This is a genomic window from Ensifer sp. NM-2 (genome assembly GCF_003024455.1).
GTDB classification, from domain to species: domain Bacteria; phylum Pseudomonadota; class Alphaproteobacteria; order Rhizobiales; family Rhizobiaceae; genus Ensifer; species Ensifer canadensis.
Genome location: NZ_PVZR01000007.1, coordinates 306867 through 332711 on the forward strand (window position 1 = coordinate 306867; position 25845 = coordinate 332711).

At 62.0% G+C, this 25845-nt stretch carries 25 protein-coding genes and 1 pseudogene; 8 read left to right on the forward strand and 18 right to left on the reverse strand.

The genetic code is table 11. From position 1 onward, the window contains the following. The first annotated feature begins 48 nt into the window (after positions 1 to 48). The 4 genes from C6558_RS17000 (at position 49) to C6558_RS17015 (ending at position 1241) form a co-directional block, all read left to right on the forward strand. The gene (locus C6558_RS17000; RefSeq protein ID WP_025424998.1) at positions 49 to 258 is read left to right on the forward strand and encodes a cold-shock protein; all 210 of its coding nucleotides are present in this window, start codon (positions 49 to 51) and stop codon (positions 256 to 258) included. A 124-nt stretch (positions 259 to 382) separates the two neighbouring features. Continuing rightward, entirely contained in the window at positions 383 to 667 is a 285-nt protein-coding gene (locus C6558_RS17005; RefSeq protein WP_025424997.1) for a hypothetical protein, read from the forward strand. Between the two features lie 55 nt (positions 668 to 722). After that, positions 723 to 959 (forward strand): 30S ribosomal protein S21, encoded by a 237-nt coding sequence (gene rpsU, locus C6558_RS17010; RefSeq protein WP_025424996.1) that lies wholly within the window; start codon positions 723 to 725, stop codon positions 957 to 959. Positions 960 to 1016: 57 nt separating this feature from the next. Continuing rightward, a complete protein-coding gene (locus C6558_RS17015) occupies positions 1017 to 1241 on the forward strand; it encodes a hypothetical protein (protein ID WP_025424995.1) in 225 nt (74 codons plus the stop codon). 147 nt (positions 1242 to 1388) lie between these two features. Here the strand turns inward: C6558_RS17015 and C6558_RS17020 are convergent, their stop codons facing one another. Beyond that, positions 1389 to 2414, reverse strand: coding sequence for a DUF1254 domain-containing protein (locus C6558_RS17020; protein WP_025424994.1), 1026 nt, complete (start codon positions 2412 to 2414; stop codon positions 1389 to 1391). Positions 2415 to 2432: 18 nt separating this feature from the next. Then, positions 2433 to 3827 carry a DUF1254 domain-containing protein gene (locus tag C6558_RS17025; RefSeq protein WP_057210812.1) on the reverse strand — a complete coding sequence of 465 codons (1395 nt, stop codon included), beginning with the start codon at positions 3825 to 3827 and terminating at the stop codon, positions 2433 to 2435. 80 nt (positions 3828 to 3907) lie between these two features. On the opposite strand from C6558_RS17025, the gene C6558_RS41415 reads away from it, so the two are divergent. Together C6558_RS41415 and C6558_RS17030 are read left to right on the forward strand one after the other, a co-directional pair. Continuing rightward, positions 3908 to 4042 (forward strand): hypothetical protein, encoded by a 135-nt coding sequence (locus tag C6558_RS41415; RefSeq protein ID WP_255569867.1) that lies wholly within the window; start codon positions 3908 to 3910, stop codon positions 4040 to 4042. A 39-nt stretch (positions 4043 to 4081) separates the two neighbouring features. Then, positions 4082 to 6298 carry an adenylate/guanylate cyclase domain-containing protein gene (locus tag C6558_RS17030; RefSeq protein WP_025424992.1) on the forward strand — a complete coding sequence of 739 codons (2217 nt, stop codon included), beginning with the start codon at positions 4082 to 4084 and terminating at the stop codon, positions 6296 to 6298. A gap of 11 nt (positions 6299 to 6309) precedes the next feature. Here the strand turns inward: C6558_RS17030 and C6558_RS17035 are convergent, their stop codons facing one another. The 9 genes and pseudogenes from C6558_RS17035 to C6558_RS41645 all read right to left on the reverse strand — a co-directional run bounded on the left by C6558_RS17035 (position 6310) and on the right by C6558_RS41645 (position 15622). After that, on the reverse strand, positions 6310 to 6741 hold the full coding sequence (locus C6558_RS17035; protein ID WP_107027573.1) for a YHS domain-containing (seleno)protein: 432 nt from the start codon (positions 6739 to 6741) through the stop codon (positions 6310 to 6312). 115 nt (positions 6742 to 6856) lie between these two features. Continuing rightward, positions 6857 to 7447 (reverse strand): ankyrin repeat domain-containing protein, encoded by a 591-nt coding sequence (locus C6558_RS17040; RefSeq protein ID WP_025424990.1) that lies wholly within the window; start codon positions 7445 to 7447, stop codon positions 6857 to 6859. Between the two features lie 187 nt (positions 7448 to 7634). Continuing rightward, the gene (locus C6558_RS17045) at positions 7635 to 8294 is read right to left on the reverse strand and encodes an aspartate/glutamate racemase family protein (RefSeq protein WP_057210809.1); all 660 of its coding nucleotides are present in this window, start codon (positions 8292 to 8294) and stop codon (positions 7635 to 7637) included. Continuing rightward, complete coding sequence (locus C6558_RS17050; RefSeq protein ID WP_057210807.1) at positions 8291 to 9754, reverse strand: MFS transporter; 1464 nt, start codon at positions 9752 to 9754, stop codon at positions 8291 to 8293. Before C6558_RS17050 ends, C6558_RS17045 begins: the two co-directional genes overlap by 4 nt. A gap of 327 nt (positions 9755 to 10081) precedes the next feature. Then, a complete protein-coding gene (locus C6558_RS17055) occupies positions 10082 to 10924 on the reverse strand; it encodes a MurR/RpiR family transcriptional regulator (RefSeq protein ID WP_025424989.1) in 843 nt (280 codons plus the stop codon). A 109-nt stretch (positions 10925 to 11033) separates the two neighbouring features. After that, a complete protein-coding gene (gene ppk2, locus C6558_RS17060) occupies positions 11034 to 11954 on the reverse strand; it encodes a polyphosphate kinase 2 (RefSeq protein WP_025424988.1) in 921 nt (306 codons plus the stop codon). Positions 11955 to 12089: 135 nt separating this feature from the next. After that, positions 12090 to 13568, reverse strand: a complete 1479-nt coding sequence (locus tag C6558_RS17065; RefSeq protein WP_025424987.1) for an aldehyde dehydrogenase family protein — start codon at positions 13566 to 13568, stop codon at positions 12090 to 12092. A 105-nt stretch (positions 13569 to 13673) separates the two neighbouring features. Continuing rightward, entirely contained in the window at positions 13674 to 14879 is a 1206-nt protein-coding gene (locus tag C6558_RS17070) for an MFS transporter (protein WP_057218335.1), read from the reverse strand. A 262-nt stretch (positions 14880 to 15141) separates the two neighbouring features. Further along, positions 15142 to 15622: pseudogene (locus tag C6558_RS41645) on the reverse strand (DMT family transporter). An 89-nt stretch (positions 15623 to 15711) separates the two neighbouring features. Here C6558_RS41645 and C6558_RS17080 point away from each other — a divergent pair. Then, entirely contained in the window at positions 15712 to 16629 is a 918-nt protein-coding gene (locus tag C6558_RS17080; protein ID WP_025424985.1) for a LysR family transcriptional regulator, read from the forward strand. Positions 16630 to 16782: 153 nt separating this feature from the next. Here C6558_RS17080 and C6558_RS17085 read toward each other — a convergent pair whose 3' ends face one another. The 7 genes from C6558_RS17085 to C6558_RS17115 form a co-directional block, all read right to left on the reverse strand. Next, complete coding sequence (locus C6558_RS17085) at positions 16783 to 17823, reverse strand: Tim44 domain-containing protein (protein ID WP_371412273.1); 1041 nt, start codon at positions 17821 to 17823, stop codon at positions 16783 to 16785. Positions 17824 to 17964: 141 nt separating this feature from the next. Continuing rightward, positions 17965 to 19560 (reverse strand): GMC family oxidoreductase, encoded by a 1596-nt coding sequence (locus C6558_RS17090; protein WP_057218333.1) that lies wholly within the window; start codon positions 19558 to 19560, stop codon positions 17965 to 17967. A gap of 161 nt (positions 19561 to 19721) precedes the next feature. Next, a complete protein-coding gene (locus tag C6558_RS17095) occupies positions 19722 to 20708 on the reverse strand; it encodes a branched-chain amino acid ABC transporter permease (RefSeq protein WP_107027569.1) in 987 nt (328 codons plus the stop codon). 1 nt (position 20709) lies between these two features. Then, the gene (locus C6558_RS17100) at positions 20710 to 21597 is read right to left on the reverse strand and encodes a branched-chain amino acid ABC transporter permease (protein ID WP_025424981.1); all 888 of its coding nucleotides are present in this window, start codon (positions 21595 to 21597) and stop codon (positions 20710 to 20712) included. A gap of 3 nt (positions 21598 to 21600) precedes the next feature. After that, positions 21601 to 22302: an ABC transporter ATP-binding protein gene (locus C6558_RS17105; RefSeq protein WP_025424980.1), complete on the reverse strand. Its 702-nt coding sequence runs from the start codon at positions 22300 to 22302 to the stop codon at positions 21601 to 21603. Position 22303: 1 nt separating this feature from the next. Further along, the gene (locus tag C6558_RS17110) at positions 22304 to 23086 is read right to left on the reverse strand and encodes an ABC transporter ATP-binding protein (RefSeq protein ID WP_025424979.1); all 783 of its coding nucleotides are present in this window, start codon (positions 23084 to 23086) and stop codon (positions 22304 to 22306) included. A gap of 14 nt (positions 23087 to 23100) precedes the next feature. Further along, a complete protein-coding gene (locus C6558_RS17115) occupies positions 23101 to 24306 on the reverse strand; it encodes an ABC transporter substrate-binding protein (RefSeq protein ID WP_025424978.1) in 1206 nt (401 codons plus the stop codon). Between the two features lie 236 nt (positions 24307 to 24542). Between C6558_RS17115 and C6558_RS17120 the strand changes: the two genes are divergently transcribed. Then, positions 24543 to 25487: a LysR family transcriptional regulator gene (locus C6558_RS17120; RefSeq protein ID WP_057218331.1), complete on the forward strand. Its 945-nt coding sequence runs from the start codon at positions 24543 to 24545 to the stop codon at positions 25485 to 25487. Positions 25488 to 25845: the final 358 nt, after the last annotated feature.

Below are 25845 nucleotides of genomic sequence, written 5' to 3' on the forward strand. Positions count from 1 at the left end.
CTCGGCGAATACCCGTCGAGCGAAATCAACGATTGAAAGGAGATCGTTATGAATTCAGGCACTGTAAAGTGGTTCAATGGCACCAAGGGTTTTGGCTTCATCCAGCCGGATGACGGTACGACCGACGTGTTTGTTCATGTTTCCGCTGTAGAGCGTGCAGGCATGGGCTCGCTGGCGGAAGGCCAGAAGGTCACCTACGACATCGTCCGCGACCGCAAGACCGGCAAGAACTCTGCCGACAATCTCCGGGCGGAATGAATCGTCATCTGCCTCCCCCGACCACGGATGTACTGGCTGGGGACGTTTGATTGACGGGAAGAGGTCGGGTGAAGCCCGGCCTTTTTGCGTCCGGACCCTGCACATTCCGGGGAAGGAAACTATCATGACCCGCAGAATTTGTGCCGTTGGCGACACGGTGACCGTAAGGGCCGATTTCACCAAGCTGGCACCCGCCGTCAGGACGTGCCGGATCATCGGTGTTCTGCCCGCCGACCACGGCGAGACCCAATATCGCGTCCGTTTCGACGGCGAGAACTTCGAACGTCGCATCGTTGCAAGCGACGTCGAGACCACTGAGGCGGCCTCTCCCATCGAAGAGGGACCGTCGCGCATCATTGCCAAGGGTGAACCCTGGCTGAAACCGTCGCGCATCCGGATCGGAAGATAGCTACAGCAATCTCGGTCCGCCGATGTGCGGCCCCAACCAAAGGGAAGGATACATCTTGCAGGTACTCGTCAGAGACAACAACGTCGACCAGGCACTCCGCATTCTGAAGAAGAAAATGCAGCGCGAGGGACTGTTCCGCGAATTCAAGGCGCGCAGCGCCTATGAAAAGCCGTCGGAAAAGCGCGTTCGCGAAAAGGCCGAAGCCGTTCGTCGCCAGCGCAAGCTCGCGCGCAAGAAGCTTCAGCGCGAAGGCCTGCTGCCGGCACCGAAGAAGGCTGTCCGCACCCGCTAAATCTGAGGTACCGATGCCGATTTCGGCATCGGTCCACGCCCGAGCGAGGAGGTACGCATGACGTCGACGAAGAAAGATCTTTTCAAGCCTGAGCGTTTGTCGGCAGCCGACAAGGCTGCGGCGACCGACCATACGGCCCGCGGTATCGTTGCGGCGGAAAAGCTGGCGCGCGAGAAGAAGACCGAAAAGCTCAAGGCTCAGCGGTTGTTGCAGGAGGCTGACGCCGAACCCGTGGCCCCGGCGCCCAAGCGCCAGCCGGCACGCAAGCGCACGAGCGCCTGATTGCGCTCATCGGCCGGGCGCAGCCATTGCCCGGCAATGTTCTGCCAACCAAGCCCGACATAACCTCCTTGATAGATCGTCCGCCCGCCGCGCATCCCACTCGACGCGCGGCTAGGCAATGTTTGTGCAGTTGGTTCCAACGCCGGGCTAGTTGACCGCGCTCGGCTCAGGAAACTGCCACTTTCCATCCAGTATTTCCTGCCGCGGCCGATAGAGACGCACCGCGTAGTTCCAGCCCTTGGTTGTCGGCAGGCAGTTGGCGATCTTGCCGTCGCAACCGCCGAACTGGATCGCCACCGTGCCATCATCGCCCTTCTTCGCGGTGATATCGTTGACCGTGTAGGCATCATACTTGTTCTTCTCGAAATACCCGGCAGCATTGTAGACGCTCACCGACCAGAATGCGTCGACGGGCACGTCTTTCACATCGAGCTTGTACACAGTCGCGCCGTCATTTTTGGTCGGCGTGATGTTGAGATAAACCGCATCCTTATCCGGATTCCCGCCCCAGCCCGACGCCGTGCCGATCAGATGGCGAACGGGATCGACTTGCTCCTTGGTCCCGAAGGCTTTCTTGAAGTCGGGCATCGTCGCGCCGAGCACGAGCAATGCCTCGCGCACCGTCTTCTGGCTCGCCGGATCCCAGGCGGGGACCTCGAAGCTGCCGCTCTTCGCCTGACTGGCCTTGATCGCGTCCTGCAAGGCATGGACCGCTTCGATATCCTTGGCGTCGGCCGGGTCGACGAGCGTGCGAATTGCCACGACGACATAGCGCGTGCCGACACCCTCCTTCGTCAGCGTGTGCTCTCCGGCATCGTAGACGACCTCGGGCACGTAGTGATCCTCGTTGATCACCTGCATCGACATGAAGCGCTTTCCTGCATCGGGCAGCGTGATGGTGACAGGACCGGCATCAAGGTCGAACACCGCCGAGGAATAGAGCGTGTCGCGGTTGAGGCGTATGACCGTCTGGTTGTCGATCGAGGCGGGCTCGCGGCGGTGCAGGAACTTGCCCAGCGCCCCGTCCTTGACCATGGCCGCGGCATACATGTCGCTCTCGGCGCGGATGAAATTGTCGACTCCGACGATTACAGGATCTGCGGCGGTGGCCGGCAGGATGCCGATCAAGGCAAGGGTCGCCGCGAGAGCAACAGTGGTTCGAAATGTATTCATGCTGGTCATCCTCTCTGCTCATGTCGCAGATTTCAGTGGCGGGGCTTTCCATTTGCCGTCGAGGGCATCGGGTTTTGGCCAGTAGAGGCGCATCACCACGAAGAACGGGCCCTTGGGAGCCGGTAGCCAATTGCTCTCCCGATCTGCGCCTGGGCTCTCGTTCTGGACATGAAGCGTCAGGCCGCCGTCGGCATCCTGCTTCAGGCTCGGGAGCATCGGCGAATTGATGAGATAACGGTTGAGCGGATTGGCGTAGAGCAGGCTTGCCGGCAGTTCGTAGAGCGTCAGCGACCAGAAGGCATTGACGGGGGGCAGTTGGCCGTGTTCGAAGCGCAACGCATATTTGCTCGCGCCGGAGAGCGGTTGCTTCTGATCGTCGATGAAATAGGCAGGATAGATCGCCTCTTCCTTGGAGTTGCCGTAGATGCCGAGCACAGCACCGGACATGCGCTGCATGTAGTCGTTCTTCAGGAAGGCTCGGGTTCCGAAGCAGTCGGCGCTCGAGAGCTTGCCGGTATCGATCATGGTTTCCTTGTGTTCCTTAAAGGCCGCCCAGCCGTCGGCCATGCCGTCGGTGATCGCCTTCTGGATATCCGGCGGGAAGGCCGTGAAGTCGAATGTCTTGCCAGCACCGATGTTGAGCTCGGAAAAGCGTGCCATCAGCTCCTTTTCCGAAGGATCGGTCGGGCAGAACTGCAGAATGAAGTTGAGTTCGCTGAAGACCTCGGGCGACGTCTTTTCCTCCTCCGCACTGAGCGGCGTGAAGAAGTCGACGGCGGGGGCGGGCGCAGGCGCCGGCTTTCCGAGAAATGCCGACAAGGGCTCGACCTTGTAGCCGGCCTGGATCTTCTTGACGTTCTCGATATCGCCAGGATTGAAGAGCTGCGTGCGGTAGAGCACGAAGGCAAACTCCGTTTCCGAGCGGATGACGTCCTTGATGCCGGGAGGGGTTTCGCCCTTCCAGTTCGGCCCGGCAAGCAGGTAGCTGCCGGCATCGTTGCCTGTCGCGCGGCTGCCGACATAGGCGAAGTTGAAGGTGTACTGTTCGATGAACTGAAGCGAGTAGTACCGTTCCTTCTCGATTGCCGGCACGGTGAACACCAACGGTTCGGCCCTGAGATCCGCGCCGACATAGGAGTAGGGCGTGTCTGAATTCGGCGTCTGGATCGCCTTGTCGTCCGGCGTATAGACCCGGGCATTGTTGAACAGCGTGTTCCACGGCGCCTTGAACTCCGGCCCGCCGGCGTCGACGAAATAGGAATGTTGCACGCGGTAATTGTCGACCAGCGGAAATCCGTAGATCGTTGCCTCCTTGGCGATCGCCCGCGCGTCATCAGGCGTGAGGGCCGCATCTGCGGCGAAGGACGGCAAGGCTGTCACATGGGGAAGCGCGGTAGCAAGCGCGCCGTACATCAGAATGGTCCGTCGTTTAATCATGGCAAAATCCTCCGGATGAGCGCGCAAAGCAGATAACCGAAGGACAATCCGACGGCATGCGCAAAGCCGTGCGGGGCCAGCAATGCTTCGATGGTGCGCGATGGGCGGAAAACCGCAAGTACGTAACAGTTACTACGGTGCTGGTGCCGTTCGCTGCCGACGCGATGGCGGCGCCTGACGACCTGCGGTAACATCGTCGCTGGAATACATCGCACGTGAAGAGACCGTCGATGGAGCGCCGCCTCGCAGCCGTCCTGATCGCCGACGTCGCCGGATACAGTCGCCTGAGCCGGCTCGACGAGGAGGGAACGCGCGCCAATTTCCAGAGCGACCTGCATGACATTCTGGAGCCGCAGTTTGCCGAACATCACGGCCGGCTGGTCAAGACCATGGGTGACGGGCTGCTGGTGGAATTCCGCAGCGTCGTCGATGCACTCCGCTGCGCGGTGGAGATCCAACAGCGCAAGGCCGAACAGGCCGACAAGGTCACAACTGACCGGCGGCTCGATTTCCGCATCGGCATCAATCTCGGCGACATCATCGTTGAAGGCGACGACATTCACGGCGATGGCGTCAACACCGCCGATCGGGTGCAGGGGCTGGCCGAGCCCGGTGGCATCGCGATATCGGGTACGGCCTACGACCAGGTTCGATTGAAGCTTAGTGTCGGCTACGCCTCGCTCGGCGAGCAGACGGTCCGGGGGATGGCCGAACCGATCCGCGTCTATCACGTGCTTCTCGACCCTGATGACGCTGGCAAGACCATCGTCAAGGATACGCAGCAGCATTTTGCGCGAAGGAGCATGCTCATTGCCGGCGCCCTCATGTTGCTCCTCGCATTTGTCGCCGCCTGGTGGCAGCCGTGGACGCTCATCCTGCCGGAGACGCCGACCGAGCGCTTTGCCTATCCCCTGCCGGACCAGCCATCCGTCGCAGTCCTGCCGTTCATCAATGTCAGCGGCGACCGGGATCATGACCATCTGGCCGAAGGGTTGACCGACGACCTGATCACCGAGCTTTCGAAGGTGTCCGGCCTGTTCGTAATCGCTCGCCATTCGGTGTTCGCGATGAAGGACAACGCTTCGAAGATCCAGGACGTGGCAGCGGAGCTTGGCGTTCACTACATTCTGGAGGGCACGTTGCAACGGGCCGACCAGCGGCTGCGCATCAACGTCAAGCTGATCGATGCGATGAGCGGTCTATCGCTCTGGGCGGAGCGCTATGACCGGCAATATGCCGATCTCTTCGCGGTCCAGGACGACGTCATCGGCAAGATCATCGCGGCGCTGGAGGTCAAACTCAGCGAAGGCGAACGCGACCAGCTGGCGCGCATCCCGACCGACAATCTCGAAGCCTACGACTACTACATGCGGGCCGAGCAGCAGGGGCTCATCTATAGCGATGTCGATACCTATCGCCAGACGCTGGCCTTCTATCAGAAGGCGATCGATCTCGATCCGCGTTTCGCCGATGCCCATGCGGGGATCGCGCGGGTCGCCGTCGACGTCTGGCGCAATGACTACAATTATCTCTGGTCGGCGGCCGTTGCCCGCAAGATCGCTTATGACGCTGCCGGCCAGGCCCTGAAGCTCGACGCCAACAATGCGCGCGCGCACACAGTGCTGGCATTGCTGCAGCTCGTCGACGGTCGCGAAACGGAGGCGCGGGAATCTGCCGCCAGGGCGGTCACGGCGCAGCCGAGCGATCCAGAGGCCTTTGCCAACCTGGCGCTGATCCTGGCGCAAACCGGCGAACACGAACAGGCAATCGCCGATCTGGAACGGGCATTGAGGCTCGATCCGTCACCGTCTCCGAGTTTCCGGCTGCTGGCGGGCATCGTCTACTACACCGCACGCGACACCGACCGGGCGATCCCGCTGATCGAAGCAGCCGGCGAGGCCCTACCGAATGCGGAGGCTGCACGGGAGTATCTGGCCTCGGCCTATGCCCAGCGCGGCGATCGGGCGCGCGCGGTGGCAGAGGGCGCAAAGCTGCTTCAGCTCTTTCCCGACACCAACCTCACCTATTACAGCTACCTCTATGATTACTGGCGCGAAGAGGACCTCAATCGCCACCTCTACGGACTGCGCACTGCCGGCATTCCGGAGTGGCCCTTCGGCTTCGTCGGGGCGGCGGCGGACAGGCTCGGGCCGGCGGAACTTGGCACGCTGACCCAAGACAAGACCTGGGCCGGGCAGCACAAGAATGGCACGAGCTTCGTGCAATTCTTCGATAAGGCCGGCAACACCGCCTATCGCAGCGCCAACACAAACATCACCGGGCGCGCCGAGGTGAAGGGCAACCAGCTCTGCGAGAAATTCGACGGATATTTCCTCGACCGCATGGTCTGCGGCTATGTCTATCGCAACACGGCCAAGGGCGAGCGCGGCGCAGACTTCATCCACGTGACGCCGCAGGCGCTAAAATTCTTCTCGATCGAGCAGTGATCGCTATCCGGTCAGCGCGCCGCCTGCCAGGTCGTGCCGAGCTTTTCCGAAATGAGCGTGTTCTCCACTTCAGACCAGTGCTTCTTCGAATCGACCAGCTTGTTCGGGTTCTTCTCGAAGCCTTCTGCCGCACCCGGATCGTAGCTCAGGAACAGCTTGCCCTCGATGATGCGCCAGGCCTTCGGATCGATATTGGTGGTCACCGTGCCAAACGACACACCGTCGGCGCAGTAGCCGCCATATTGCGGGGCGTAGCGGGTGGGTTCGCGGATGAAAAGCTCACGGTTCTCGGCGCTGGCAAACTGCCAGTTCGCTCCGAGCCAGCGGTAGGAAAATTGCGGCGAGCCTTCGAGCGCCTTGCTCTCGGTGAAATAGGCGACCGGGTCGTAGCCCTTGATGGCGACATCGCCGAAGTAGCCGGTGTTGACGAGGTCTTCCGCCATTATCGGCCCGGACAGTGCCAGAAACGCCGTCGCAGCGAGGCCGACGGCGCATGCGTATCGATTGTAAAACATTCCTCTTCTCCGATTCCGGATGCGGCTGGCGCACGCTCTGGCGTCACTTCCGCTTCGTGCATTCGGTATAAAGCCAGTCGCCGACGAGGTCGGCCTTCTGGCAGGTGGCGCCCGCTTTCAGCAGAAGCTCGGCGGCGTCCCAGTGCGAGCGCCAGCCGGCCTGTGTCAGTGGCGTGTAGCCGTTGCGTTCCTTCGCCTCGACCTCGGCCTTTTGGGTAAGCAGCACAGCCACGACATCGGCGTGACCCTCCTCGGCTGCGGCATGAAGCGGCGACATCTTGTAGAAGTTCTTGGTGTCGTTGACGTCGGCGCCCTTGGCGAGCAGCAGCTTGACGGTGTCGAGATTGCCGCCATAGGCCGCGGCGTGCAGGGCGGTCAGCCCGCCCTTGTTGCGGATCTCGATGTCGCAGCCGCGATCGAGCAGCAGGGCGACGACATCCGGCCGTCCGGCAAGGGACGCGACCAGCAATGCCGGCTCGCCGGCCGTATCCGGCTCGGTGATGTCGGTACCCTGATCCAGCAACAGCGTGACGCGCTTGACGTCGCCGTCTCTTGCCGCGTCATGCAAGGGACCCGCAAAAGCCGCCGAGGTGAAAAACGCTAGCCCGGCGACCGAAGCACAAACATAGTTCATAGCGCCACCTCCGCCCCAGCTTCGGTTTTGCATGTAAGAATGTTCGAAAATATCACAGAGTCCTTGCCGTCAACAAGGTCAATCGCCCGGCAAGGATCGGGGGGCGAGGCGTTTGCTTAGAGCACTACCAGGAAAAGCGCGAAGCGGTTTTCCAGTTCTGACGGTCGATATATCGATCTGATGCGGGTCAGGCGTTGACCCGCATCAGATCGAGCACGCGCTCCACCGCACAAGGGATGGGGGCGATGATCGGCGTGGTGAAATGCGGCTGCAACTGTTCGGCCGCCTGGCCGAGCGGGCCGCCGCCGATGATGACGGCCTCGGCGCCATCAAGCTCGATGCATTGCCGCACCGCCTCGTCGAGTGCTTCCCGCAGCAGCTTTTCGTCGCCGGCAAGCGCGAGCGGATCGCCGGGCGTACAGCGGATGCCGGTATATTGGCCGGCAAGGCCGAGGTCGCGGGCGCGGTCGTCGATGGCCTCGATCAGGTCCGGCGTCGTGGTTGCGACGCCGAACTTGCGGCCGCTCAGCGCGGCTTCGATCATCGATGCCTCGCAGATGCCGACGACGGGGATGTCGACACGGTCCCTGAGGGTAGCAAGGCCGGGATCGCCGAAGGCACTGACGATGATGCCGAGGCAACCGGCGCCATGGGCCGCGCCGATCTCGATGACCTCGCCGGCCGCAGCGGTCAGCTGCTGCGGCGTGACGATCATCTGCGGGTTCCGCACGGCCGTGGCGACTGCCACGGCCGTGCGTCCGGTTACAGCCCGCTCAGCGATGGCGAGCATCATGCTGCTTGTTGCCTGCGAGCTGTTCGGGTTGATCAACAGGATATGTGCGGTCACGTTCTGACTTCCATGCCGACATTGACCTGTTTGGGCTCAGCCTTGGCGAGGTCGGCGTCCGCCGGCTGGTCCAGATCTTCCATCGACATGCCATAGGTCTCGGGACCGAGCTGGATGCAGAATGCGAAGACTGCGTACATGCCGGCTGCCAGCCCGAACACCCCGACCATGCCATAGGTGTCGAACAGCATGCCGGAGATCGTTGGCACGAAGGAGCCCGCGGCCGACCCTGTCGCCAGGATAAGTGCTACGCCGAAGGCGCGAATGCGTGTCGGGAAGAGCTCCGGCGCGTAGATCCAGATCGAGGTGTTGAGCAAAAGCACGAAGAACTGGAAGATCGCTCCAAACATCAGGACGAGGTAGATGTTGGTTCCGAGATAGGCGATCGAAATGGCCGCCAGGCACGCGAAGACCGCACCGAACGTCAGCACTTTCTTGCGCGGGAAATAATAGCCGAACATCGAGGCGGCGATGGCGCCGAGCACGCTGCCGCTCTGGATGATCATGCTGTAGAGCAGGCTGCCCTGCAGGGTGTAGCCCATCGACACGAAGATGATCGGCATCAATGTGAGCACCGATAGCTGGGCGCCGTAGCTCATCAGGATGGCGATTGCGACGGGAATGGTTCTGCCGATGAACGGTGCCCGGAAAAGCTCCTTCCAGTCGCTCTTGGCAGGTGCTTCGTCCTGGAGATGATCCTTGGTCAGGTATTCCTGAACCTTCAGATTGCGGGGCCGCAGTGATCCGGAGGCCAGAATCGACAGCACCTTGTTGGCCTCGTCGATCTTTCCCTGCGAAGCAAGGAAGCGCGGTGTCTCCGGCACAAACCGGCGATAGAAGACCACGAGCAGCGCGGGCAATGCCAGCGAGGCGAAAAGCCAGCGCCAGCTGTTTTCACCGGGAAAGAGCGTGAAGATCAACAGGCCGAAGGCGGGGGCAAGGAAGTTGCCGAAGCCGCCGGCGCCAACATTGACGAGGCCGGCCGCCGTCCCGCGGAATTTCGGCGAGCAGAATTCCGACAGCATCGTCACCGCGGTCGAGATTTCGCCGCCGACGCCGAAGCCGACAATGGCGCGGGCAAAGCACAGCGCTGCGAAATTCGGCGCGAGTGCGCAGGCGGCCGAGCCGATGGTGAAGAGCAGAAGGTTGATCGTCAGCATCACGCGGCGGCCGTAGCGATCGCCGAGAATGCCCGACAGCAACCGGCCGAGAGCGGCGCTGCCGAAGGTGATGGTGTTGAGGAAGCCGATATCCGTGCCGGTCAGGCCCCAATGTTCCTTGAGGATCGGGCCGGCGACGCCGATGGTGTTCTGCTCGAAACTGTCGAACAGGCAGCCGATCAGAACCAGGGCGATGATCTGTTTGTGGGCGCCGGTGACGCCGATCTTGGTGAAGGCTGATTCCAATTGTCGAATGACCGGCGAAGACTTGCCGGACGGCACCATATTTTCCGCTGCCATGGTTTGTTCCCCTTTATGGCTTAACTGGCGTGAAAACTTAGTTTCATGATGCTATATCAAGAAATCACAGTTTCATACAAGAATCTTGCTCCGAAACGGATGAGCCGGACGTTTCGCGCCTGACGGGCGCTCTTGCCGGACAGCACAATTCACCTTCGAAACAACGCCATTGAGGAATGCAGGTTTCATGCCAAAAGGTTAGAAACTACAGTTTCTCCTTTTCAATCAAAGATATGGAGCGCCGTTGGTCGGTATCTACGACTTGAAACTGTGGTTTCTTGTGATCGAATAATGCACTGCTGTTTCAGGCAGATGCCCAAACAACGATCACAGCTCTTCGAGCGCGTCGTTTAACGCTTCGATGCCGCGCAGACGGTTGCGGCCGCTGATGCCTGCCGTTTCGATGCAACGCGTCGTCAGCAGATGGCAGAGCGCCATGACCGAGACGTGGTTGAAGAGCGGCCCGGGTGCCAGCGTCTGGCAGCGGAAATGCCACTCGGCCTGGCTGAGGAAGGGCACGCCCTCGTCGGTGATATAAAGCAGGCGGGCACCGGATTTTTCCACCTGGTTGATGAGCGCATCCATCAGGGCGATGCGGCGGCGCAGGCCGAAGACGATGACGACGTCGTCGGGCGTGAAGCTGACGAGATGTTCGCCCAGCGTCTGGCCGCCTCCGGGAATGGCCGAGATGTTCTCGATCACCTGCGTCAGCTGCCATTGCAGATAGGTGGCGAAGGAGTGGCTGGCACGAAAGCCGATGACCCAGACCTTGCGTGCCTTCAACAGCGCTGCCGACGCAGCGTTGATCTGTGTTTCCGATATCGCAAGGAAGGTCGCCTCGATATTGGCGACCCCTTGGGCCACATGGGCGGTAACGGATTGCTCGCCGGCCGTATCGGCGCTTGTTGCCAGGAAGAGCCGTGATCCCGTCTGCTTGTCGGCGCGCGCATGGCGGCGCGCCTCTTCGTAGTTTTCATAGCCGAGCCGCTGGATGAAACGCGATACGGTGGCCTTCGACACATGCGCCAGTGCCGCCAGCTCCTGGGCGGAATAGCTGGCGACCTCGCCGGGAAAGTCGCAGAGAAAGTCTCCAAGGCGTCGCTCTGCCGGATGGAGTTCCGGCAGGACCTGACGAACGCGAGTGAGGAAGGATCGCTCTTTGGGACTCATTGCCAATTCCATGAAACTGTCGTTTCACGGACTGTCCGATTTCCACGGGGTGTTTGCAAGTGCGCAGGCCCGGAAAGCCAGGCCTGCGCCATTTCGCGTTGACGTCGCCTTAGTATTTTGACGGCACGTAGAGTTCAGGCGGCAGCACCTTGCGTTCGTAGTCCGGGTTGAACACCCGCTCCGGCAGGGTGATCTCCTCGTGCGGCACATCCTCATAGGGGATCTGCTGCAGCAGGTGGTCCATACAGTTCAGCCGCGCCCGCTTCTTGTCGTTGCCTTCGACGATGTGCCACGGCGCCTCGGGGATGTTCGTTCTGGCGAAGGTCTCTTCCTTGGCCTTGGTATAGGCCTCCCAGCGCACGCGCGATTGCAGATCCATCGGTGACAGCTTCCACTGCTTCAGCGGGTCGTGGATGCGCACCAGGAAGCGCATCTGCTGCTCCTCGTCGGTGATCGAGAACCAGTATTTGACCAGCCGGATGCCGGAGCGCACCAGCATGCGCTCGAACTCCGGCACGTCGTTGAAGAACTGCTCGACCTGGTCTTCGCTGGCAAAGCCCATGACGCGCTCGACGCCGGAGCGATTGTACCAGGAGCGGTCGAACAGCACGATCTCGCCGCCGGCCGGTAGATGCGGCACGTAGCGCTGGAAATACCACTGGGTCTTTTCGCGGTCCGATGGGGCGGGCAAGGCCGCGACCCTGACGACACGCGGATTGAGCCGCTGGGTGATGCGCTTGATCACGCCGCCCTTGCCGGCGGAATCGCGCCCCTCGAAGATCACCACGACCTTTTCCTTGTGGTGCACGACCCAGTCCTGCAGCTTGATCAGCTCGGACTGCAGCGCGATCAGAGCGCGGAAATAGTCGATGCGTGGCAGCGACGGCGGGTGGCTCTTGCGGTAGATCTTGCGGATCTCTTCCGAAAGCGCCGGCTCGGAAAGCTCGAGTTCATAGTCTTCATCGAGCGTATCGGCGAGTTCCGCCTCGAGCCAATCCTGTCCTTCGAAGTCGCCAGTTGATCTGTTCATCGCATCCCTCCAGCGCGCAAATCGCGCAATGCGGCAGCCCCGCGGCATGATGCTGCCGTCATCTGGCTTATTCCATAGCCGCATGAAGGGAATTTGACGCTGTCCTTGGCGGCCGACGCCGTGCTGCGGGGCGCTCTACGCCTTGATGTACCAGCCCCACGGCTCGTCGGTATCGAAGCTGGTGATCTGCTTGGTCTCCAGATAGTTGGAAAGGCCCCAGCGACCGAGTTCGCGACCGATACCCGATTGCTTGTAGCCGCCCCAGGGCGCCTCGGGGAAGGTCGGTTGCGAGCAGTTGATCCAGATGATGCCAGCGCGTAGCGCCCGGGCGACGCGTTCGCAGCGCTCCTTGTCCTCGGACATGACCGCCGCGGCAAGGCCGAAGCGGCTGTCGTTGGCCATGCGCACCGCATCGGCCTCGTCCGCGAACGGCTTGACGCAGACGACAGGCCCGAAGATCTCCTCGCGCCAGACATAGCTGTCTTCGCTCATGTCGGTCAAAACGGTCGGCTCGATGAAGTAACCGCTGTTGAAACCGGCGGGCCTGCCGCCGCCCGCCGCGATGGTGGCGCCGTCCTGGCGGGCGCGGTCGATCGCGGTCAGGATCTTGTCATATTGTCCCTTGGAAACGATTGGCCCGAGCAATGTGCCCTCGTCGAGGCCGTTGCCGATGGTGATCTTGCCCGCCTCTTCGCAGAGCCTTTTGACGACGGTATCGTAGATCGGTTCCTCGATGAGCACGCGCGAGGTTGCCGAGCAGACCTGCCCCTGGTTCCAAAAGATGCCGAACATGATCCATTCGACGGCCTTTTCGATATCGCTGTCGGCAAAGACCACGAAGGGCGATTTGCCGCCAAGCTCGAGGCTGATGTTCTTGATGTCCTGGGCGCCGGCCATCATCACCTTTCGCCCTGTCGGTACCGAGCCGGTAAAGGCGAGTTTGTCGACCAGCGGGTGCTCGGTCAGCGGCTGGCCGGCATCCTGGCCGGTGCCGGTGACGATGTTGAGCACGCCGGGCGGAAGCTCGACCTCCTCGGCGATTGCGCCCAGTTCCAGAGCCGTCAGCGGCGTCAGCTCGGACGGTTTCAGCACCATGGTGCAGCCGGCGGCAAGCGCCGGCGCCACCTTCCAGGAAACCATCAGCAACGGATAGTTCCAGGGCGTGATCGCGCCGACGATGCCGAGGGGTTCGCGGATGGCACGGGCTCTGAACCTGGTGTCGCCGACGGCGATCGTTTCCTCCGGGTTGGCGTCGAGTTCCTCGGCAAGCCCGGCATAGTAGCGGAAGCACCCGGCGGCATCGTCGATATCCCACAGTGCTTCCGGCAGCGGCTTGCCGTTATCGGTGACTTCGAGATGCGCCAGCGCATGGCGTCTTTCCTCGATCTTCTCGGCAATCGCGCGGAGATAGACGGCCCGCTCCGTGCCGGTAAGCTTCGGCCATGGGCCGCTGTCGAAGGCGATGCGGGCAGCTTTGACGGCGCGGTCGATATCGTCGTAGGTGGCGGCCGGCACGCGGTGGATGACCTCCTCCGTTGCCGGATCGATCACGTCGAGCATACCGCCGCGGCGGGGTTTCTCCCATTTTCCGTCAATGAATAGTTTGTCTCGCATGCCCGTGCCCTCATTTCAGCCCGGGAGAGTATGACCCGCACGGTGGCGATCGCGCCAGCCGCCGGCCATACTTTTTCTGGGCCATGTCGCTTTCGGTTCAGGCCCTTACGATCTTCGGCAAGGTCTGAAGGCAAGAAACGGAAGAACGGGAAGGATAGCGCCGGCACTGGCGACGAACCAGAACTGCCGAAGCGTCATCCAGCCGCCGCTGTGCAAGGTGCCGGCGAGGACGCCCGCCACCATGAACAGATCCATCAACGGCAGGCTCAGCGCATAGAAGACGGCCTGGCGCTCAAGGTTCAGCCGCTGCTGGAGCAGCGTGAAATAGGCGGCAAAAGCCACCATCTCCGGTATGCCGCCGATGATCAGCACCACCGTCGCCAACGCATGGGTCGGGGCGAAGACCAGCGCAAGCGTCGTCACGCCTTCGAGAAGGCTTGCGACGAGATAGGCCATCAGCAGCGAGTGTGTATCGATCAGCGTTCGCGCCAGGCGGTTTGAGACCAGCGCGCCGATGACGGCACCCGTCCCTTGCGCTGCAAGCAGCACGGTCCACGTGGCGGCGCCAAGCCCGAACTGGTCGTGATTGAGCCAGAACAGGAAGGGCTGCAGCGCGCCGAGAGAAATCATGTAGCCGAGAGCAGGCAGGACGAGTACCCAAAGAACCGGGTTCTCGCGCATGGTCGCCGCGGCCTCTCGGAAAAGACCGGATCGAGCGGCTGGCTCCCGTTTGACCCGCATCTGCTCCGGTGTTGCAACGCCCCGGCAAAGGGCGAACGCGGCCACGAGGTGGCCGGCTGCAAGCGCAAGGAAGGTGAGGGCAGGGGATATAACCGTCAGCATGAGACCTGCCGTCGGCGGGCCAAAGATTTTGGCGAGACGATCGATCGTCTGAAACGTCGTGTTGGCTTCCATATTGCGGCCGGAAGGCACGGCGGCGGCGCGCAACGCCAGCAGGCCTGGAACGACAATCGTGTCTGCAAAGCCGATTGTCAGAACCACCATCTGAAGCGTGCCTGCGTGTTCGACGCCGGCAAGGGCGAAGAGGCACAATGCAGTGACGATCAGCCCCGCACCAACGGGCAGCCGAGAGCCCGCGCGGCGGATCAGGCTGGCGGCAGCCGGGGCAAACAGGATGCGCGGTGCGAGCCGCAGCGCAAGGCTGCCGACAAGGTCTGTGCCGGTGCCGAACCGTTGGGCGACGAGAAGTGGCAGTGCTGCGACCAGCATCCACGAGCAGAAGGAATAAAAGGCGAGAGCGAACCCGACGCGCCGGAAGTCGGCCGATTTCCAGGGGGATGGCGATGTCATAACGAGCCCGAATGGCAGTCGATTGCCTCGCGCTCCCGATCATCGTGGCGACCTGTCGTTGGGCCGTGCCGTCGATCTAGGAGAAGGAGATCAATCGAATCAACGAAGACCAGCCCGTGAGACACGGGCGACTTTGGGCTCGCTGCTGCAAGCCCCGCCTTGCGGGGCTCGTCACGCCATCAGGTGTGGTTCGGTCGACATGACCGTGTGTTAACATGCTTGCGGGGTCAGCGACAAGAATTGTGGTTGGAGGCGTGCATGCTCACCGGGCCTGGCTTGCCAGCGCGGGCATGGTGCTTGCAATTTGCGTGATGACCATACCGCCGATGATCAGCGCAACGCCGACGAGGCGGGCGAGGCTGACCGGCTTTTCCGGAAAGCCCATCAGGCCGAAATGATCGATGACGACAGAGACCGCCATCTGTCCGGCGATCACCGCGACAATGAAACTGGCGGCGCCGAGTTTTGGGGCGAGCAGCAGTGCGGCAGTGATGTAGATGACGGCCGCCGATCCAGATCCACCAGGGACCCTTCAGTGTCTCACCGAGCGTTGGCATCGGTACGCGAACGGCGATCATGATGGGAATGATGAGGGCGAGGCTGGCGCCGAGCGAAACGACCGTCGCCCAGAGGGGATGACCGATTAACCGGCCAAGCATGGCGTTGGCGCCGGGCTGGAACGGCACGACGGCTCCGGCGAAGACAGCGGCGAGGATGAGGAGGAGTGATCCGGCATTTGGCATGACAATATTCCGATCTGTTTGACCGCCCGATGGTTCATCATCCAAATGAAGAATGGAAATTCGCAGTTCGCACGATCTATATTCGTTGAATGAATAATCTGACTGGAATCGATCTGAACCTGCTGGTCGTGCTCGATGCGTTGCTGACTGAGCGCCATGTCTCGCGTGCGGCAGTCCGTCTGAACAAGAGCCAGCCTGCGGTCAGCCATGCGCTGGCGCGCTTGCGCGAACTCTTCGATGATCCCCTGCTGGTGCGCCACGGCGGGCGGCTGGAGCCGACCATACGGGCGCTTGAGCTCGCGCCACGGCTCGTGGAGGCCATGGGTCGCGTGCGGTCGTTGCTTGCGCCCGCAGGTTTTGATCCCGCAACGGAGCGGCATGTGTTCCGATTGGCAATGTCGGATTACGGGGCTGCCGTTCTGCTGCCGAAGCTGATGGCGACCCTGCGGGCCGAGGCACCATATATCGATCTGATCGTCAGCCAGGCGAGCCGCGAGGTCATGGCGTCGCAGGTGGTGGACGGCGAGATCGATCTGGCGCTGGGCGTGTTCCCGACGCACGGCGGAGGCATCCGATCATCGTTGCTCTTTCGGGAAAGCTTTGCCTGCCTTGCCGACGCGTCACAGCTTGGCGGATCGCTGGCCATCGATCTTGGTGACTATCTCGCCCGACCGCATGTGCTGGTGTCATTGCGTGGCGACGCCGGCAACGAGATCGATCTTGCGCTCGCGGCGACCGGCAAGACGCGCCGCATCTGTCTTGCGGTTCCGCATTGGAGCGTCGCACCGGGCTTGGTGCGCGGCACGGATCTTGTCCTGACCGTGGCGCGCCGCATCCTTCCACAGGGGGACGGTCACGGGCTGGTCGTCTTCGAGCCGCCCTTTGCCATTCCGCTGTTCGACTTCGAGCAGATCTGGCATCGTCGTCGCGACGGCGATCTGGGGCATCGCTGGTTGCGGACGCTGATCGAGCGCCTTCTCGGCGATGAGGAGCCGGTTGCGGGCTGATGCGGAGTTATCACTCGTCTGCGTCCTTGCACGAACCAGGTGGGCCTGCGCTTCACCCCGTCGCGCGCTAGAGTCGGGCGGTGTCGCAAGCGCAAAAAAAGACCCGGTCGGATGGGCCGGCCGGGTCTCAAAGGTTTTGGATTGTTGGCGCTATCAGGCGTGCCCGACGCCCTGGATCGCCGACACCTGCCATTCGCCTTCGGGCTTGCGTACGAAGGTCCAAAGCTCGACGGCTTCGGTCAGGTTGTCCGGATCGCCGCTGATCACCTTGCCGGTCGTACGGTCGCGCATGACGTCGATGCTCTCGTAGCGCATGGCGACGGTCGCGAAGTCGGTGCCGTTTTCCGACCAGGCCTCGGCGACATCGCCCTGGACGAGATGGACTTCGGTGACGTCGTTCTTGACGCCGCTGGTGGCGTTGTCGCTGAGTTCTTCGGCCAGGTAGGACATGGCTTCCGGCGTCGTCAAACGACGCAGGGTGCCGTAGTCCTCTGCCGCATAGGCTGCTTGAACGTCCTTCAGCATCTTCTCGAACTGTTCGAGATCGGACTGGCCGACACCGATTTCATCGGCCGGGCCGTCGGTGACGGGGGCTGGTGTCGGTACGACGGTCGGGCGTGCATTCGATTGGCCGCCTGCCTGGCCACCGCCGATGCTCGGGATCTTGAACGACGGTACGCCAGTCGAAGGCGAGTGGGCCGACGAACGCTCGGACGGACCGGCATAGGCCGGCTGGCGGTTGCGGCCGAAGAAGCGCATAGCGAGCATGATCACGCCACCGATCAACAGCATCTGCACGATCAGGCCGAGGAAGCCGGCAGCACCGCCGAAGCCGCCGCCCGTCAGCATGCCGATCAGGCCGCCGACCATGAGGCCACCGAGGAGCGAACCACCGAAGCCGCTGAAGAAGCCGGGCCGTGCGTTGGGCGTGTTGGCGCCGGCGGGGCGCGTCTGAGCTGCCCCGGGATTGGTCGTCGTTGGGCCGGCGTCCTGGCGCGGCGTCATCGTGCGGTCGATCGGTGCCGCGTTTGTCGGCGCGGTGCGGGTGGCTGGCGGCTGCGAAAAGGTGCGCGTGCCACGGCTGCCGAAGCCGCCGCCCGAGCGCCGGGCCTCGGCGACATCCACAACCGTGAGCGCGACAGTGAGACCGATCGCCATCATCGCCAGAGCTCGTCCAAAACGCTGCATTGCCATTCAAACCCCTTGTATTGTGCTTGGGCCCATGAGGCCTTCACGGGCTCATATAGAGGTTCCGGTCCCGGAATTTAAGGTTTTCGAGTCGCTTTTGGCCTGGTTTACCGTAATCCCGACGGTGAAATCGGCCCGGAAAAGCCCTCAGCGGTTGGCTTCCAGGATCATCGTCGCCGCTTTTTCGGCGATCATGATCGTCGGCGAATTGGTGTTGCCCGAGGTGATTGTCGGCATGATCGAGGCATCGGCAATCCGCAGGCCTTGCAGGCCACGCAGCCGCAATTCCGGGTCGACGACGCTTTCCGGATCCGCGCCCATCCGGCAGGTGCCGACCGGGTGGAAGATCGTCGTGCCGATATCGCCGGCAGCACGCCGCAGATCCTCGTCGCTCTCATAGGAAGGTCCCGGCTTGAACTCGGTCGGGTTGAAACGGGCGAAGGATGGCTGGCTGACGATGCGACGCGTCAGGCGAATGGAACGGACCGCGACATCGCGGTCGGCCTCTGCCGTCAGATAGCGCGGGCGAATGTCGGGTGCTGCGGCGAAATCGGGCCCTTTGAGATGCACCGACCCCCGGCTTTCGGGGCGAAGATTGCAGACGCTGGCGGTAATCGCCGGAAAGGGATGAACCGGCTCGCCGAACTTTTCGAGCGTCACCGGCTGGACGTGATATTGCAGGTCCGGCGTTTCCTTCTCGGGGCCGGAACGGGTGAAGATGCCGAGCTGGCTCGGTGCCATGGCCATCGGGCCTGAGCGCCTGGCGAGATATTCGAGGCCGATCGCCGCCTTGCCGAGAAACGTGCTTGCCTTCTCGTTCAGGGTCGGCACCCCGGTCACCTTGTAGGCGAGGCGCAGTTGCAGATGATCCTGCAGGTTTTCGCCGACGCCGGCCAACTCGTGCCGGACCTCGATCCCATTATCCCTCAGGACATTGCCCCGGCCAACACCGGAAAGCTCCAAGATCTGCGGCGAGCCGATGGCGCCCGCCGAAAGAACGGTTTCGCGGCGACAACGAACACGCTTGACCAAACCATCGTGCTGGAATTCGACGCCGGCGATGCGACCTTCCTCGATCACCAGCCGCCGGACATGCGCCTTGGTCAGAATGGTGAGATTGCTCCGGCCGCGTGCGGGCCGCAGAAACGCCTTTGCCGTGTTCCAGCGGATGCCGGAACGCTGGTTGACGTCGAAATAGCCGGAGCCTTCATTATTGCCGCGGTTGAAATCGGGCGTTTCCGGGATGCCGGCCTCGGTCGCTGCCTTCTGGAAAGCGTCAAGCACGGCCCAGCGAACGCGCGCCTTCTCTACCCGCCACTCGCCGCCGGCGCCATGCATTTCGTCGGCGCCGCGATAGTGGTCTTCCGATTTGCGGAAGTGCGGAAGGACGTCATCCCAGCCCCAACCGGTGCACCGGAGCTGGCGCCAGTGATCGTAGTCGCGCGCCTGGCCACGCATGTAGATCATGCCGTTGATCGACGAGCAGCCGCCGAGCGCCTTGCCACGCGGGTAGCCGAGAGCACGACCGTTCAACCCTTCCTCTGCAGCTGTGGTGAAACACCAGTCGGTGCGGGGGTTGTTGATGCAATAGAGATAGCCGACCGGAATGTGGATCCAGTGATAGTTGTCGCTGCCGCCGGCCTCGAGCAGCAGGACGCGGCGATCCGGGTTTTCGGAAAGGCGGTTGGCCAGAACGCAACCGGCGCTACCCGCTCCGACGACGATATAGTCGAACGTGTCCATGGGCTCATCACTCTCTTGTCGATGCCCGGTCCGGCCGTGAGCCAATGTCTCCGACCTGTCTAGAGAGCGTTTCCGGTTAAACGGCGTCGCGGAAACGCTCTAGCTCTCTGTTTTTACGCATTTCCTGACGGAAAACCGCTTCGCACTTTTCCTGGAAATGCTCAGTGTCGATGTTCAAAGCCGAGCTTGCGGCCGAGCCTCGAATTATAGAACTCGCCGACGATACCGCGCCGGAAGAGCAGCACGCAGACCATGAAGACCAGGCCGGTAATGATGGTGACCGGGAATTCGGAGGTCGCGAGATAGTTCTGCAAGGTCACGACCAGGCCGGCGCCGAACAGCGGTCCGATCAGCGTGCCGATACCGCCGAGCAGCGTCATGAGGATGACCTCACCGGACATCTGCCAGCTGACGTCGGTCAGCGTCGCGAACTGGAAGACCAGCGCCTTCACGCCGCCGGCAAGGCCGGTGAGTGCCGCCGACATGACGAAGGCCGCAAGCTTGTAGTTGCGCACGGAGTAGCCGAGCGACACGGCGCGCGTCTCGTTCTCCCTGATCGATTTCAGGATCATGCCGAAGGGCGAGTGAATGATCCGCCAGATGATCGCCACGCCGATGATGAAGACTCCGAGCACGAAGTAATACATGTTCGCCGACTGGCTGAGATCGATGAAGCCGAAGAGATGGCCGCGCGGCACGGACTGGATGCCGTCCTCGCCCTTGGTAAACTCGGCCTGCAGGCAGAAGAAATAGAACATCTGCGCCAGCGCCAGCGTGATCATGGCGAAGTAGATGCCCTGCCTGCGGATAGCGAGGAAACCGATGATCGCGCCAAGAAACGCGGCTCCTGCGACACCGACGAGAATGCCGAGTTCCGGCGGCAGCCCCCATTCCTTCACCGCATGGGCGGTGAAATAGGCGGCGCCGCCGAAGAAGGCCGCGTGTCCGAAGGACAAGAGGCCGGTGTAACCGAGCAGCAGGTTGAAGGCGCAGGCAAAGAGCGCGAAGCACAGCAGCTTCATCAGGAATACGGGATAGAAGAACAGAGGGGCGAGCACCAGCAGCGCAAGACCCGCCGCCAGGAAGATCGTTTGTGCGACGACCGGCTTCTTTTCCCTGGGCTTATCGATATCGAGTGTCAGTGTCATATCAAACATCCCGGCCGAAGAGGCCTGCCGGCCGTATCAGGAGAACGATGGCCATGATCACGAAGATCACGATGTTGGAGGCTTCGGGGTAGAACACCTTGGTCAACCCCTCGGCAACGCCAAGCAGATAGCCGGTGATGATTGCTCCCATGATCGAGCCCATACCGCCGACCACCACCACGGCGAAGACGACGATAATGATGTTCGATCCCATCAACGGCGAGACCTGGTAGATCGGCGCCGCAAGCACCCCGGCAAGGGCGGCAAGTGCAGCCCCCAGCGCGTAGGTGAGCGTCAACAGGAACGGCACGTTGATGCCGAAGGACTGGACGAGAATAGGGTTTTCTGTCGCCGCCCGCAGATAGGAGCCGAGCTTGGTCTTTTCGATCACCAGCCAGGTGCCGATGCAGACGACGAGCGAGAAGGCGATCACCCAGCCGCGATAGACGGGCAGGAACATGAAGCCGAGATTGGTGCCGCCGGCAAGGGCTGCCGGCGTGGCATAGGGCTGGCCCGAAGCGCCATAGAGATAGCGAAAGGTGCCTTCGATCGTCAGCGCCAGGCCGAAGGTGAAGAGCAGGCCATAAAGCGGATCGAGCGTGTAGAGCCTTCTCAGCATCGTGCGCTCGATGACGGCGCCGACAAGCCCGACGGCAAGCGGTGCCACGATCAGCGCCGGCCAGTAGCCGATGCCGAAATAGGAAAGCAGCATCCAGGCGAAGAAGGCGCCGAGCATGTATTGCGCGCCGTGAGCGAAGTTGATGACGCGCAAGAGGCCGAAGATGATCGCAAGGCCGAGGCTCAGGAGTGCATAGAACGAGCCGTTGATCAGGCCGATCAGCAGTTGGCCGAGGAAGGCTTGCAGTGGAATTCCAAAGATCATGGTCATGGCTCAGACCCCCAGCACGTCATGCAGCATGCCCATGCGATCGGAGAGCTCCGAGACCGGAAACTCGCCGACCATGCGGCCATGATCCATCAGGTAGAAACGGTCGGCAACCTTGCTGGCGAAGCGGAAGTTCTGTTCGACCAGAAGAACGGTCATGCCGCGCTCCTTCAATGTCTTGAGCACGTCGCCGATGCGCTGGACGATGACCGGGGCGAGTCCCTCGGTCGGTTCGTCGAGCAGCATCATGCGCACGCCGGTTCTCAAGATCCGGGCAATCGCCAGCATCTGCTGTTCGCCGCCGGAAAGCTTGGTGCCCGGGCTGTTGCGGCGCTCGTGCAGATTGGGAAAAAGCTCGAAGATTTCGTCGACCGTCATGCCGCCCTTGGCCACGGCCGGCGGCAGCAGCAGGTTTTCATAGACCGAGAGCGTCGAGAAGATGCCGCGCTCCTCGGGGATGAAGCCGAGGCCGCGATGGGCGACCCGGTGCAGCGGAACCTTGATCAGGTCCTCGCCAGAAAAATCGATCGCGCCCTTGCGATTGCGCACGATTCCCATGATCGAGCGCAGGGTGGTGGTCTTGCCGACGCCGTTGCGCCCGAGCAGGGTGACCATCTCGCCTTCGCCGACCGTCATGTCGACGCCGTGCAGGATGTGGCTTTCGCCGTACCAGGCGTTGAGGCCGGAGACTTTCAGCAGCGGTTTCATCTCAAGCCTCCTCGGTGCCCATGTAGGCGGTGCGCACCCGCGGGTCGGCCGACACTTCTGCATAGTCGCCCTCGGCGAGGATTTCTCCCCGCTGCAGCACGGTGACGTGGTGGCAAAGGGTCGAGACGACGGAAAGATTGTGCTCGACCATCAGCACGGCGCGTTCGCGCGCCACCTCGCGGATGATCTCGGCCACCATGCCGACATCCTCGTGGCCCATGCCGGCCATCGGCTCGTCGAGCAAGAGAACCTTCGGGTCGAGCGCCAGCGTGGTGGCGATCTCCAGCACCCGCTTGCGGCCATAGGAAAGATCGGCGGCAACCGCGTTTCTTTCCTTATCGAGACCAACGGAGCGGATGAGATGATCGGCCTTTGCCGTCAGCCCGTCGAGCGCCGACATCGGCTTCCAGAACTGGGTGGCAAGTCCGTTCGGCCGCTGCAGCGCCACCCGCACATTTTCGAGCACGCTCATATGCGGAAACACCGCCGAGATCTGGAACGAGCGCACCAGCCCCATGCGCGCCACCTTGTCCGGCGCCATGCGGGTGATGTCTTCGCCGAGCAGCGTGATCGTGCCGTCGGTCGGCTGCAGGAACTTGGTCAGAAGGTTGAAGACGGTCGTCTTGCCGGCGCCGTTCGGACCGATCAGTGCGTGGACCCGTGCATCGTGGACGTCGAGGTTGACGTTGTTGACGGCGGTGAAACCGCCGAAATCGCGACGGAGACCGCGGGCGGACAAAACCACCCGCGGCGCTCCATTCTGTTCTGGCAAGACAGCGGTCATCGCGATCCGACCGCTCACGACTTCACGAGGTCGCAGCCGCTCTTGGCCGGATCGATGAAGGCGTCGGAACCGGGGATGGTGGCGAGCACTTTGAAATAGTCCCAGGGCTCCTTGCTTTCGTCCGGCTTTTTCACTTCCAAGAGATACATGTCGTGGATCATGCGGCCGTTCTCGGCGACCTTGCCGTTTTCGGCAAAGACGTCGTTGACGGGCAGCGCACGCAGTTCCTTCGAAACGGCATCGCCGTCATCGCTGCCGGCCTTTTCGATCGCCTTCAGATAGGAAAGCACGGCGGAATAGGTGCCGGCATGGACCATGTTCGGCATCTTGCCGGTGCGCTCCATGAAGCGCTTGCCGAATTTTGCCGTTTCCTCGTTGCGGTTCCAGTAGAAGCCTTCGGTCAGCGTCAACCCCTGTGCCGCTTCAAGGCCGAGGCCATGGACTTCCGCGAGCGTGAAGAGCAAGGCCGCCAGGCGCTGGCCGCCCTGGACGATGCCGAATTCGGCGGCCTGCTTGATGGCGTTGGAGGTATCGAGGCCGGCATTGGCGAGGCCGATGACCTTGGCGCCGGAAGACTGCGCCTGCAACAGGAAGGATGAGAAGTCGGTGGTCGCCAGCGGATGGCGAACCGAGCCGACGACGGTGCCGCCGTTTTCCTTGACGTAGTTGCCGGTGTTTTCCTCGAGCGAGTAACCGAAGGCGTAGTCGGCGGTCAGGAAGAACCAGCTGTCGCCGCCCTGCTTGACCAGCGCGCCACCGGTGCCGACCGCAAGCGCATGGGTGTCATAGGCCCAGTGGAAACCATAGGGCGAGCATTGCTTGCCGGTAAGCTCTGTGGTGGCAGCGCCGGTATTGATGGTGATCTTCTTCTTTTCCTTCGACAGTGCCTGGACGGCGAGGCCGACCGAAGAACTCGTCAGCTCCATGATGCTGTCGACCTGCTCGGTGTCGTACCATTGCCGGGCGATGTTGGAGGCGATGTCGGCCTTGTTCTGGTGGTCGGCGGTAATCACTTCCACCGGCACACCCAGAACCTTGCCGCCGAAATCCTCGACCGCCATCAGCGCTGCCTCGTAGGAGGATTTGCCGCCGAAATCGGCATAGACGCCGGACTGGTCGTTCAAGATGCCGATCTTGACCTTGCCGTCGGATGCATCGGCGAGCGCCGCGGTGCTGCTGGCAAGCATCATGGCAAATGCGGTAAGCAGTTTCTTCGTCATCGTGTCCTCCTCCAAGGGTCATCAGTCCGGCACAAACCATGCGAAATCCCGCTCGGCTCCGGCAAGCGCATGGCGTTGCCGGACCATCGGTCCCGTTCTGTTCAAATTTGGCCAGACATGCTCCTCAGATGTCGGCTCCGACGATACAATCCGGAAAAATTCGCTTGGACGCAAGCGCTGCTGCCCGTAAATTGCAAACAGGGTCTGTTCATTTTCGAACAGATGGGGGCAGCGAGATGAATCCGAACTTCACCTGGGACGACCTGCAGTTCTTTCTGGCGGTCGCCCGCACCGGGCAATTGTCGACCGCGGCAAGGCGGTTGCGCACCAGCCACGCGACGGTTTCCCGTCGGATCGACCGGCTGGAATTTGCGCTCAAGGTCAAGCTGTTCGAGCGCAATCCGCGCGGCTACGTGCTGACGGCGATCGGCCAGCGGTTCGTCGAGACCGCCGAGCGCATCGAGCGCGAGACCGAGCAGCTGCAGCTCGATATCAGCGACGGCCTGACGGCGCAGCGCGGCGTCGTCAAGCTGAGCACACTCGAAGGTTTCGGTAACTTCTTCCTGTCGGACAGGCTTTCGAGCTTCGCCGCGACCTACCCCAACATTTCGCTGGAGCTGGTGGCGATCCAGCAGATCATGTCGCTGTCGCGCAAGGAGGCGGATCTGTCGGTGGCGCTGACGGCGCCAAAGGCCGGCCCTTACCATTCAGAGGTGCTGACACCCTATACGCTGCATGTCTATGGTTCCCGCAGCTATCTCGCCAGTCATCCGCCGATCAGGAGCCGCAACGATCTCGCTGCCCATCGTTTCGTGGGTTACATCGAAGACATGATCTTCGCGCCCGGGCTCGATTATCTCGGCGAGATCCAGCCGGGCCTCAGGGCGCATTTTCAGAGTTCCAGCATCCTCACGCAGCTGAAGGCCGTACGCCAAGGGCTTGGCCTCTGTGTGCTGCCGCATTTTATGGCGCGCGACGAAAAGGACATTGAGATCGTGCTGCCCGACGAGATCGAGTTGAAGCGGACCTATTGGATGATCTGCCACCGCGACTTGATTGCCGTGCCGCGGGTGAGGGCGGTGCGCGAGTTTCTGACGCAGATCGTGCGGGAGAACCGGGGGTGTTTCAGCCGCGAGCGAGTGTTGGCGGTGGTGCCAGGTGGTCTGGCGCTGCGGCCATAATCGGCTGCCGGCCAGATCCCTTCCGCGGTTCCCTGGCTCTTGGCAACGCTTTTTGACCGATTGGCCAATGATTCTGGTTTTGGTTTTGCTGGTCTGGTGATGCGGAGCGGGCTGTTGATAACTCTCGCTTCCAATTCGTTTGTATTTTCAATGTGTTGTTCGATCTTGTCGATTTTTTGCGAATGCCTGTTGACGTGTTCGGTGAGTGGGGTCTATAAGCCCGATCACTGAACGAGGGCGGCGGCGCTGCTGGCGACGATGTCCTTCGTTTTAAGGTTTCCTTGATTGGCGGATGCTGATTGGTCGGGACGCGAGTTTCGGCGGGAAGTTTTGACGGTTTTACCGTCTGTTTTTTGAC